Consider the following 11,135-nt stretch of genomic DNA (forward strand, 5'->3'; position numbering starts at 1 on the left):
GCGCTGCTGGCGCTGGGGGCCGCCTTCGCGCCGGGCCTGCGGGCGGACGGCGTGGCGCAGAGCGAACTTGTGCTGGGAGCGTCCGACGCCCGCGACGGGCAGCGGGCCCTGGCCCAGCATTTCCCCGGCGGCTCCGGCAACCCGGCCTATGTGCTCACCGGTCAGGAGCGGCTGGAGGAGGTCGCCGCGACCCTGCTGGCGCAGGAGGGCGTGGCGTCGGTCTCGGTGCTCAGCGAGGACTCGCCCTCGGGGTCGGCCCCGGTGACGGGGGACGGCATCCAGGCGTTCGGACCTCCCGGTACTCCGGCTCCGGCGCCGACCGTGCGGGACGGTGAGGTGCTCCTCCAGGCCACCCTGGACGACCCCGCCGACAGCCCGGGGGCCGAGGCGACCGTGCGGGCGCTGCGGGAGCGGCTCTCCGGCGAGGCCCTGATCGGCGGCAGCACCGCCGTCGCCATCGACACCACCGACACCTCCATCCGCGACCGCACCCTGATCATTCCGCTGATCCTGGCCGTGATCTTCGTGATTCTGGTGGCGCTGCTGCGGAGCGTGCTGATGCCCGCCCTGCTGATGGCGACCACGGTGCTGTCCTTTGCCACGGCGCTGGGGGTCTCGGCGCTGGTGTTCAATGGCCTGCTGGACCTGCCGGGCGCCGACCCCTCGGTGCCGCTGTACGGCTTCGTCTTTCTCGTGGCGCTGGGCATCGACTACAACATCTTCCTGATGACCCGGGTGCGCGAGGAAGCCCTGCACCACGGCACCCGGCCCGGCATCCTGCGGGGGCTGGCGGTGACCGGGGGCGTGATCACGTCGGCGGGACTGGTGCTGGCGGCGACCTTCGCGGCGCTGGCCGTCATCCCGATCCTGTTTCTGCTNGGGGCTGGCGGTGACCGGGGGCGTGATCACGTCGGCGGGACTGGTGCTGGCGGCGACCTTCGCGGCGCTGGCCGTCATCCCGATCCTGTTTCTGCTGCAGCTCGCCTTTATCGTGGCGTTCGGGGTGCTGCTGGACACCTTCCTGGTCCGCACGGTGCTGGTGCCCGCGCTCGCCTATGACCTGGGGCCGCGCTCGTGGTGGCCGGTGCGCCTGAAGGCGGACGGGGGGGGCGCGCCCGAAACGACCTGAACCGTGCCCCGCAGACTTTGACCCTCTCCCCTCGTGGGACCCGCGAAGCTGCTTGCAGAGAGGGCCTCGCGAGGCAAGGGGGGAGGGGGCGCGTGACCATCCCAGGCGCGCCTTCAAAGCCGACGCCCTCACCCGGTCCGGCAGAGAGAATCTCCCAGGACCATTCCCCTATCCTGGACCCGTGATCGACCTCGTGGCCCGCAAGACCCCGCCGTCCGGCCTGCGCCCCGCCCTGCGCTCCGCGTTGGGGGCGGCGATGCGGCACTTCGGGGTGGAGGACCGCGAGGTGACGGTCGTGCTGGTCGGCGACCGCACCATCCGGGCGCTCAAGCGCGAACACTGGGGCGAGGACGCCCCCACCGACGTGCTGAGCTTCCCCGCCTGGGAACCCGGCGACCCCTTCATGCCGCCGCATCTGGGCGACATCATCATCAGCCTCGACACGGCGGCGCGGCAGGCCGGGGCGCGGGGCCACAGCCTCACCCGCGAGGTCGCCCTGCTCGCCAGCCACGGCCTGACCCACCTCGTCGGCTTTGATCACCCCCACGCCGAGGGCCTGGGCTTCGAGGAGGGCGCGACCGGCGAGGAATGGCAGGTCTTTCACGCGGCCTGGGACGCGGCGAGAGCGGCGCTGCCGCCCGGAGCCCTGACCCCTGAAGCCCTGGACCCTGAAGCCTCGGCCCCCGAAGCCTGACGTGAGGTCGGACGGCTCGGCCCTGAGCCCCCGCCGCTGGTGGCGCTCGGCGGGCTTTGCCTGGGCCGGGCTGCGGCACGCCTACCGCACCCAGGCCAATTTCCGCATCGAGGTCTGGGCGGGGGGGCTGGCGCTGGGGCTGGCGCTGGCGCTGGACGTGCCGCCCGCCCCCATCCTGCTGGCCTGCGGGCTGGTCCTGAGCGTGGAGCTGCTGAACACGGCGCTGGAGGCGGTGGTGGACCTCGTCTCGCCCGAGTGGCACCCGCTGGCGAAGGTGGCGAAGGACGCCTCGGCGGGAGCGGTGCTGGTCGCCAGTCTGGGGGCGCTGGGAGTCGGTCTGGCCGTGCTGGGGCCACCGCTGTGGCGCTTGCTGAGCGGCTGACAGGCCCAGCTCCGGGGGGGGCGCTGGGGGACCAGGGCAACCGCACAGTCCGGCTCTGGAAGTACGCGTCCCGCTTCACCCCTCAGTGAGCTTCGCTGACAGCTCTCCTCAAAAGGGCGCCAGTACAGCATCTGCCCTCCAGGAACCCGTTCTCCTGCCCCTCCCTGCGACCCTGCGGTTGCTCTGCCTGGGGAACAGACTTTCGCGGGCCGTGGGCCTGGCCTGTGGTAAACTGCCCGCAGCTATGGAGCCTCCCAGTTCTGGCTCTGCCCTGACGCCCGGTCAAGACCGCCTGCGGGCGGCATTTTTACTGTGGCTCCCCCGACCGGCAACCGACGCGCCGCCCGTGACCTCCTGTTCGGCAGGGGTGCGGGCGGGCGGGCAGCATGTGCCACGCGGCATGCCGGGGCGCAAATGGAGTGCGCCCATCCATGAATGACATTCTCGGTATCGTCGCGCTGTTTGTTCTGGTCCTGCTCAACGGCTTTTTCGTCGCGGCAGAGTTCGCGCTCGTCAGCGTGCGGCGCACCCGCATCGACCAGCTGGCCGAGGAGGGCAACACGGCCGCCCGCGCGACCCAGGGCGCCCTGAAAAACCTCGACCTGTACATCGCGGCCACCCAGCTCGGCATCACGATGGCCTCGCTGAGCATCGGGTTCGTGGCCGAGCCTGCCATCGAGCACCTGATTCACCCGCTGCTGGGCGACACCACCCTCAGCGAGGGCCAGATCACGGCGATCTCGTTCGGCCTCGCCTTTGCGATCAGCACCATCTTGCACATCGTGTTCGGGGAGCTGGCGCCCAAGTCGTGGGCGCTGCAGCGCTCCGAGCAGGTGTCGCTGCTGGTCACGCGGCCCCTGCTGATCTTCACAGCGGTGTTCAAGTGGGCCATCGTGGGCCTGAACGCGATGGGCAACGGCGTGGTGCGGATGTTCGGCCTGCGCGGGGTCGCCGGGCACCACGCGGCCTACTCGGAAGAGGAAATCCGCATGATCGTGGGCGCGTCGAGTCAGGAGGGGGTGCTGGAGGACGACGAGAAGGAACTCGTCTACAACGTCTTCGACCTCTCGGACACCACCGTGCGCGAGATCATGACCCCGCGCATCGACATGGTGGTGGTGGACGGCTCGACCCCGCTGCGCCAGTTGCTCGACCTCAACGCCGTCCACGGCTATTCGCGGGTCCCGGTGTATCAGGACACCGCCGACAACACGGTGGGGATCGTGCACACCGGCGACCTGCTCGCACACCTGCACGAACTCGACACCGTGCGGATCGCCGACGTGATGCGCCCCGTCTTTTTCGTGCCCGAGGGCATGAAGATCAAGGACCTCCTGACCAAGATGCGCGAGAAGAAGTCGCACATGAGCATCGTGGTCGATGAGTTCGGCGGCACCTCGGGCCTGGTCACGCTGGAAGACGCCCTCGAGGAGATCGTGGGCGAGATCTACGACGAGACCGACGAGGAGGAGCTGCCGCTGATCGAGGTGCTGGGCGAGGGCCGCTACCTGATGGACGCCAGCCTGACCGTGGGCGAGGTCGAGGAGCGGCTGGGCGCCAATCTGGAGGACGGCGACGGCGAGTACGATACCCTGTCGGGGTTCATGACCAACCATTTCGGCGATATCCCTGAGCCCGGCCAGAACTTCGTGCACGGCGGCTGGATGTTCACGGTCGAGGAGGCCGACCAGCGCCGCGTGACCCGCGTCCACGTGGAACGCGCCCCCGAGACGATGGTGTTCGAGACCTACGAGGAGTCCGCCCGTGACACCTGAGCCCGTGACACCTGAGCCCGTCACACCTGAGCCCGTCACGCCTGACCCTCAGCTGCTGGAGGGTGCCAGGGCCGCCTTCCGGCAGGCGTACGCCCCCTACAGCCGGTTCCGGGTGGGCGCGGCCCTGCGGACCCCGGACGGGCGGGTGTTTTTCGGCGCCAACGTGGAAAACGCCTCCTACGGGCTGGCCCGCTGCGCCGAGCAGTCGGCGGTGCAGGCGATGGCGACCGCTGGGGCCCGCGAGTTCACCGACCTGGTGGTGTACTCGGAGGCCAGCCCGCCCGCGAGTCCCTGCGGGGCCTGCCGCCAGATTCTCTTCGAGTTCGCGCCCGATGCCCGGGTGGTCTGCGTGAACCATCAGGGCGACGTGGTCAGCGGGATGGTCCGCGACTTCCTGCCCCACGGCTTCCGGCTGGAGCACAGAGACGACGGCCATGAGGTGGAAACGGAGTAGCACGGGTTCAACGAGATCAAGGGGCGGAGCAGTCCGCCTCTTTTTTGCCCTCGGGCCACGTGGTCACGTCCAGTCGACGGAGGGTGGGGAGGGCGTAGCGGGTGGCCGAGACGCTGCGGCCCAGTCGCTGGCTGTTCCTGCCGTACCACTGGTCTTGCGTCTGGACGCAGAGGTCGCGGCCCTGCAGGGTCAGCCCGGTGATCTGCGACGTGTGTGGAAGTGACGTGGTGATGGGCGCCGGTGCGGGGAGAACTGTCCGCACCCCACCCGTCAGATTCCACAGCCGGACGGTGTTGACCCCCGCACCGATCAGGTACTGGCCGTCCCGTGTCCACAGCAGGCGCCGCACGTCGCTGTTCTTCAGCCGTTGCGTGGGCTGGCTGGGCCGCGCCAGGACGACCTGGCAGCCGTCATACTTGCCGATCTCCCAGCAGAAACGCACGGCAGCAGCGTCCCCACGCGGGGACATCAGCGTCTGCTGATGCGTCCAGGGATACTCGGCATTCTGCGCGGAGTTCTCCGGACCGCTGAGCGTGACGGGCGCGGCCTCTGGAAAGGTGATCTCCACTCGCGGCGTGATGGGAACGGGAAGACCGGGCAGGGCGGCGGCCACCAGCAGCGCGAACATGTCCCAGTCTACGCCGCCGTCCTGACAACGCCGAGCGGGGAGAACCCCTCCCCGGCTCTCCCCCACTCGGCGGTCATGACGTGTCTATCGCTGCTCTGGATCAGTCGTGCGCCCCCACGAACTGCTCGGCTTCCGTGCTGCCCGCGAGCGCCGTCGTGCTGCTCTGCCCGCCGCCCGCCGCCGTCGCCACGAGATCGAAGTACCCGGTGCCGACCTCGCGCTGGTGCTTGACGGCTGTGAAGCCCCGCTCCTGGGCGGCGAACTCGCGTTCCTGAAGCTCGACGAAGGCGCTCATCTGCCGCCGGGCGTAGCCGTGGGCGAGGTCGAACATGCCCATGTTGAGCGAGTGGAAGCCCGCCAGGGTGATGAACTGGAACTTGTACCCCATCCGCCCCAGCTCGACCTGAAAGCGGGCGATGGTCTCGTCGTCGAGGTTCTTGCGCCAGTTGAAGCTGGGCGAGCAGTTGTAGGCGAGCAGCTTGCCGGGGAACTGCGCATGGATGGCCTCCGCAAAGCGCCGGGCGTCCTCCAGATTGGGCACCGAGGTCTCGCACCAGATCACGTCGGCGTAGGGGGCGTAGGCCAGGGCGCGTGAAATGGCCTGTTCGATGCCGGGGCGGACGTAGTAGAAGCCCTCGGGGGTGCGCTCGCCGGTCGTGAAGGGCCGGTCGTTCTCGTCCACGTCGCTGGTGAGCAGGTTGGCGGCGTCGGCGTCGGTGCGGGCGATCAGCACGGTGGGCACCCCGCACACGTCGGCGGCGAGGCGGGCCGCGTTCAGCGTGCGGATGAACTGCGAGGTGGGCACCAGCACCTTGCCTCCCAGGTGGCCGCACTTCTTCTCGGAGGCGAGCTGGTCCTCGAAGTGAACGCCCGCCGCGCCCGCCTCGATCATCGCCTTCATCAGCTCGAAGGCGTTCAGGGGGCCGCCGAAGCCTGCCTCCGCGTCGGCCACGATGGGCGCGAAGTAGTCCACGTCGCTGCCCCCCTCGGCGTGCTGAATCTGGTCGGCGCGGCGCAGGGTGTTGTTGATACGCCGCACCACGTCGGGCACGCTGGAGACGGGGTAGAGGCTCTGGTCGGGGTACATCTGCCCGGCGTTGTTCGCATCGGCGGCCACCTGCCAGCCCGAGAGGTAGATCGCCTTCAGGCCCGCCTTGACCTGCTGCATCGCCTGGTTGCCGGTCAGGGCCCCCAGCGCGTTCACGAAGGGTTCTTCCTTCATCAGCCGCCACAGCTTCTGAGCGCCGTGCTTGGCGAGCGTGTACTCGATGGGGAGGCTGCCGCGCAGCCGCACCACGTCGGCGGCGGAGTAGTTGCGGCGGATGCCCTGCCAGCGCTCCTCGGTCTTCCAGGTCTTTTCCAGGATCTCGGCGTGGGTGCGTGGGCTGTGCAGGTTGGAGTCGCGGGTCATGGTGGTCTCCTCGGGGTGTGAGAGGGCGGCCCTCGCCCGGTGGGACGAAGTTGCTGGCGGCTGGTCGCTGGAAGCGGGCGTCCTACTGGAGGCGTTGATACCCAGGCAGGGTCAGGAACTCCTCGAAGGTCTCGGCGGTGACGAGGGCGCTGAGCAGCTCGGCGGCCTCCCCGAAGCGGGCGGCGCGTTCCGGCTGCTCGCGGCCGAGGCGGTCACGGTGGGCGGCGATGAGTCGAGTCAGGCCCTCGGGGGTGATCGGGGTGCCGTCCTCGGTGCGCTGGCCGTGATGCGCCCACTGCCACAGCTGGGCACGGGAGATCTCGGCGGTGGCGGCGTCCTCCATCAGGTGGTGGATGGGCACTGCGCCCCGCCCCGAAAGCCACGCGGCGATGTACTGGAGGCTCACATCCACGTTGAGATTCACGCCCGCAGCCGTGATGGTGCCCTCGGGGGGCGTGAGCAGGTCTGCGGGGCTGACCTCGAAGTCCATCTGTTTGCCGGACCCGATCTGGTTCGGCCCCGGCATCAGGCGGTCGAAGACCTCGCCAGCAAGGGCCACCATCCCGGGGTGCGCGACCCAGGTGCCGTCGTGGCCGTCGCCCGCCTCGCGCTCCTTGTCGGCGCGGACCTGGGCGAAGGCGCGGTCGTTGGCAGCCTCGTCGCCCTTCACCGGGATAAAGGCGCTCATGCCCCCGATGGCCGGAGCGCCCCGGCGGTGGCAGGTCCGGATGGCGAGGCGGGAGTAGTTCCGCATCATCGGGGTGGTCATGGTGACCTGGGCGCGGTCGGGAAGGATGCGGTCGTCATGGGCGCGGAACTTCTTGATGTACGAGAAGATGTAGTCCCAGCGTCCGCAGTTCAGGCCCGCCGAGTGCTCGCGCAGTTCGTAGAGAATCTCGTCCATCTCGAAGGCGGCCAGGATCGTCTCGATCAGCACGGTGGCCCGGATGGTCCCGCGCGGCGCCCCCAGGGTGTCTTCGGTGTACGTGAACAGGTCGTTCCACCAGCGGGCTTCGAGGTGCGATTCGAGCTTGGGAAGGTAGAAGTAGGTGCCCACGCCCTGCCGCTGACGCTCGTGCAGGTTGTGGTAGGCGTACAGGCCGAAATCGAACAGGCTGCCGGAGAGGGGCTGCCCCGCCAGCTGCGCGTGCTTCTCCTCCAGATGCAGCCCGCGCGGGCGCACCAGCAGGGTCGCCGTCGTGTCGTTCAGGCGGTAGCGTTTGCCGCCCGCCTCCAGCGCGATGGTGCGGCGCACCGCGTCCATCAGGTTGACCTGCCCATCCAGACCGTTGTCCCAGGTGGGGCTGCTCGCGTCCTCGAAGTCGGCCATGAACATCCGGGCGCCGCTGTTCAGGGCGTTGATCACCATCTTGCGGTCCACCGGGCCGGTGATCTCTACCCGGCGGTCCTGAAGGTCGGCGGGCAGCGGGCTGACCCTCCAGTCGGCCGCGCGAATGTGGGCGGTCTCGGGCAGGAAGTCGGGCCACTCGCCCGCGTCGAGCCGCCGCTGGCGCTCCTGCCGTGCGGCCAGCAGCTCGCGGCGTCGGGCGTCAAAGCGGGTGTGCAGCTCCTCCAGAAAGGCCAGCGCTCCCGGCGTGAGCACGCGTCCGGCCTGCGGATGTGCCCCGTGCGTGATGGACGTGTGGATCGTTTGCGTCATCGGGCCATGCCTCCTCGTGCGGTAATGGGGGCATTGTGGGCCGCGTCGCCCGGCGTGGGGGGTGGTGTACCCTGGCGGCGCGGAAGTACACCACGTCGGGATGTACACCACCCTGGGTCAGGGGCCAGAGGCGGCAGGCCCCCCCAGCCACATCTCCAGTTCTCGCTCGAACTCCGCGTGGCGGTCGTGGTGGTACAGCAGGCCATGAAAGCCCGCCGCCCGCGCCGCCGCGACATTTTCCTCCACGTCGTCCACGAAGGCGGTCTGCGAGGGGGGCACCCCCATCGCCCCGGCGAGGGCGGCGAAGGCGGCCGGGTGGGGCTTTTTCTGCCGCAGCTCGTTGCTGAAGACCAGGGCGCCGAAGCGGGCGAAGCGGGGATCGCGCCGCAGGTGGTCGCTGACGACCGGGTAGTTGTTGCTCAGCAGCCCTGCCCGCACCCCCGCCGGAAGGCGGGCCAGCGTGGTGTACATCGCCGGGTTGTCGTGGATGCTCCCCAGGTACAGCGCCTCGAACTCGGGGTAGGGCAGGGTGAGGCCCGTCTCGGCGGCCAGCACGTCCCAGAACTGCGGGAGGGTCCACGCCCCGACCTCCAACTCGTGCACGTGCCGGAAGTAGCTCTCGCGCACGCGCTCCACGGGCACGCCGCCCCGCTCGGCGAGGCGGGCGGTCGAGCGGCCGTCGAAGGTGCCGAGGGTAAAGACGCCGCCCCAGTCGAAGGCGACGTGACGGTCGGCGGGAGCAGGCGGGAGGGTCATGCGGGCATTGTGGCGCAGGAGGCGCGGAGGGCGGCCGATCAAGCCCGGCACAAGGCCCCCGGCCTCCGGGTTCAGACGCCCCACCTATACTCGCTCCCATGACCGGCATGAACGACACCACCCCCTCCTATCCGCAGGCTGTGCAGGCCGTGGCCGAACATCTGCAGGCGCACCCCGGCCCCACCGTCATCCTCTCGCACGAGAATCCCGATGGGGACGCGCTGGGCAGCGTGCTGGGCCTGACCCGGGCGCTGCGGGCGCTGGGCCGCGAGGTGATCGCCGTGATGGAGGTGCCGCGTTACCTGCGCTTTCTGGTGCAGGAGGATGAGATCGTCCCGGCGCTCGCGGAGTGGCCGCAGGGGGCGCTCGCCGCCGTGCTGGACGTGGACAACAACGACCCCACGCGGGTGGCGGGGGCCGACCTGACCACCTTCAGCGGCCGGGTCGTGAACATCGACCACCACGGCACCAACCGCCGTCAGGCCGACGCCCTGCTCGTCGACCCCAGCCTGCCCGCCGCCGCGATGATGGTGGCCGATGTGGTGGACGCGCTGGGGGTTCCCTGGACCGAGCAGATCGCCACCCCGCTGATGCTGGGGCTGAACACCGACACCGGGTCCTTTCGCTACGACAGCGTGACTCCCCGGACCTTCAAGGCGGCGGCGCGGCTGCTGTCGCACGGGGCGCGGCTGGGGTGGATCAACGACAACCTCAACCAGAATCCGCGCTCGTACTACCTGCTGCTGCGCGAGGTGCTGAGCACCATGGAATTCCTGCACGGCGGCCGGGTGGTCCTGGCCCGCGTGGACGACGCGATGCTGGCGCGGGCGGGCTCGACCTGGGAGGACGTGGAGTCCTACGTGAACCTGCTGCGCGGTGCCGAGGGCTCGGTCCTCGCCGTGATGGTCAAGGATTACGGCGAACGGGTCAAGCTGTCGTTCAGGTCGCGCGGGGGGGTCAGCGCCCAGAACATCGCCGTGGCACTGGGCGGGGGCGGGCATGTCCCGGCGGCGGGCGCGACCCTGACCGGGCCGTATGCGGCGGCCCGCGAGCGGCTCGACACGGCGGTCGCGGCGGAACTTCAGCGGGCGGGCCTGAGCGGCTGACCACCAGGGGCCAACGGCGAAAGCCGCCCGGCGACGATGCTCCGGGCGGCTTTCGCCCTTTCGGTTCCCTATACGGACTGCCGTCCAATGCCTTGCCTGCCGGGACACCCCCGCAAGGAACGCCATCTCCCGGGACCCGCCCTTTCTCCTGCTCGCCTCCGCTCGGACGTGAATCACTTTGAATCACTTCGTAGCCGATTCCAGCGGAGTCCGGATTACGGCTCCTCCAGCACCGCCTTCAGCCCCGCCCCGATCCACGCGAAGGCGCGGTTGGTGTTCGGCATGGTGTAGGTCTCATCGGCCCCGTGCTGCATGAAGGCATAGACAACGTGGCGCCCATCGGTGGTGCGGAGGTAGCCGCTGTAGGTCAGCAGGCGCCAGCCGTTGCCCCCCTTGCCCGCGAAAGCGGCCACCTTGCCAGCGACCTCCGGGGGCAGGGCCGAGCGCCCGTACCCCATCGCCGCGACCTCGCGCTGCCACGCGAGGCTGTCCGGCGAGAGACCGGGGCGCAGGTACTGGTGCGCCAGCAGCGTGGCGAACTCGTGGGGGGTGCTGAGGTTGTGCACCCGCAGGTCGGCGGCCGGGTCGGGCGCGGCGTCGAAGTAGGTGTTCAGCCGGTTCTGGAGGACATCGGCCCGCAGGCGCTGGGCGTCGGCGTCGATGGCGGCGGCGAGCCGTGCCCGTTTCAAACCCGTGGCCTTGTTCCAGTCCGCCGCCGCGAGAAAGGCGGGAGAAGAGCCGGTCTGCGCCGTCCACCACGCCTTGGTGGGCAGGATCAACCGGGTGCGGCACAGGCCGAGGTCGTCCGCGAGGGCCTGCACCGTCCCCAGCCCCACCCGGCGGTGCAGCAGGTCGGTGGCGGTGTTGTCGCTGTGGCGGATCATCCGCTCGGTGAGGTCACGGACATTGCTGCCGTCATAGGGGTAGTCGCCGAGGCTCTGGCTGGCCTGGGTCACGTCGAAGCGCTCGCCCGGCGCGAGCCGTCCGGCGTCCACCTCGCGCAGCGCCGCCCACAGCACCGCTTGCTTGTAGGTGCTGGCGAGGGGAAAGACGCCGTCGGCCTCCTGCGCGACGGCCCGCACCGGGCGCAGGGTGGCCGGGTCGATCTGGGCCACCCACAGCCCCAGCCGACCGCTGAGG

The 11,135-nt window shown here is 70.0% G+C and carries 11 protein-coding genes and 1 pseudogene; 7 read left to right on the forward strand and 5 right to left on the reverse strand.

What is annotated here, in order from left to right:
- Window positions 1-336 precede the first annotated feature (336 nt).
- From QOL99_RS17850 to cdd, 6 genes and pseudogenes are all read left to right on the forward strand, one after another.
- A pseudogene (locus QOL99_RS17850) lies at window positions 337-753 on the forward strand (MMPL family transporter); the annotation flags it as partial.
- 169 nt (window positions 754-922) lie between these two features.
- A complete protein-coding gene (locus QOL99_RS17855; protein ID WP_407650172.1) occupies window positions 923-1,129 on the forward strand; it encodes an MMPL family transporter in 207 nt (68 codons plus the stop codon).
- 181 nt (window positions 1,130-1,310) lie between these two features.
- Window positions 1,311-1,823 carry an rRNA maturation RNase YbeY gene (gene ybeY / locus QOL99_RS10875; protein WP_285523783.1) on the forward strand — a complete coding sequence of 171 codons (513 nt, stop codon included), beginning with the start codon at window positions 1,311-1,313 and terminating at the stop codon, window positions 1,821-1,823.
- Between the two features lies 1 nt (window position 1,824).
- On the forward strand, window positions 1,825-2,205 hold the full coding sequence (locus tag QOL99_RS10880) for a diacylglycerol kinase (protein WP_285523785.1): 381 nt from the start codon (window positions 1,825-1,827) through the stop codon (window positions 2,203-2,205).
- A gap of 431 nt (window positions 2,206-2,636) precedes the next feature.
- A complete protein-coding gene (locus tag QOL99_RS10885) occupies window positions 2,637-3,980 on the forward strand; it encodes a hemolysin family protein (protein WP_285523786.1) in 1,344 nt (447 codons plus the stop codon).
- Window positions 3,970-4,434, forward strand: coding sequence for a cytidine deaminase (gene cdd / locus QOL99_RS10890; RefSeq protein ID WP_285523789.1), 465 nt, complete (start codon window positions 3,970-3,972; stop codon window positions 4,432-4,434). Before QOL99_RS10885 ends, cdd begins: the two co-directional genes overlap by 11 nt.
- 16 nt (window positions 4,435-4,450) lie before the next feature.
- Here cdd and QOL99_RS10895 read toward each other — a convergent pair whose 3' ends face one another.
- The 4 genes from QOL99_RS10895 to QOL99_RS10910 form a co-directional block, all read right to left on the reverse strand.
- Complete coding sequence (locus QOL99_RS10895; RefSeq protein WP_285523790.1) at window positions 4,451-5,062, reverse strand: hypothetical protein; 612 nt, start codon at window positions 5,060-5,062, stop codon at window positions 4,451-4,453.
- A 100-nt stretch (window positions 5,063-5,162) separates the two neighbouring features.
- Window positions 5,163-6,473 carry an isocitrate lyase gene (gene aceA / locus QOL99_RS10900; RefSeq protein ID WP_285523792.1) on the reverse strand — a complete coding sequence of 437 codons (1,311 nt, stop codon included), beginning with the start codon at window positions 6,471-6,473 and terminating at the stop codon, window positions 5,163-5,165.
- An 82-nt stretch (window positions 6,474-6,555) separates the two neighbouring features.
- Window positions 6,556-8,133, reverse strand: a complete 1,578-nt coding sequence (aceB, locus tag QOL99_RS10905) for a malate synthase A (protein WP_285523795.1) — start codon at window positions 8,131-8,133, stop codon at window positions 6,556-6,558.
- Between the two features lie 117 nt (window positions 8,134-8,250).
- Window positions 8,251-8,889, reverse strand: a complete 639-nt coding sequence (locus QOL99_RS10910) for an HAD family hydrolase (protein WP_285523797.1) — start codon at window positions 8,887-8,889, stop codon at window positions 8,251-8,253.
- 98 nt (window positions 8,890-8,987) lie between these two features.
- Here QOL99_RS10910 and QOL99_RS10915 point away from each other — a divergent pair, with 98 nt between their 5' ends.
- Window positions 8,988-9,995 (forward strand): DHH family phosphoesterase, encoded by a 1,008-nt coding sequence (locus tag QOL99_RS10915; protein WP_285523798.1) that lies wholly within the window; start codon window positions 8,988-8,990, stop codon window positions 9,993-9,995.
- A 215-nt stretch (window positions 9,996-10,210) separates the two neighbouring features.
- On the opposite strand, the gene QOL99_RS10920 is transcribed toward QOL99_RS10915, so the two are convergent.
- Window positions 10,211-11,135, reverse strand: a 925-nt coding sequence (locus tag QOL99_RS10920) for a serine hydrolase (RefSeq protein ID WP_285523799.1), incomplete at its 5' end; no start/stop codon positions are given.

Source organism: Deinococcus rhizophilus, assembly GCF_030271215.1.
In the GTDB taxonomy this organism is placed as follows: Bacteria; Deinococcota; Deinococci; order Deinococcales; family Deinococcaceae; genus Deinococcus; species Deinococcus rhizophilus.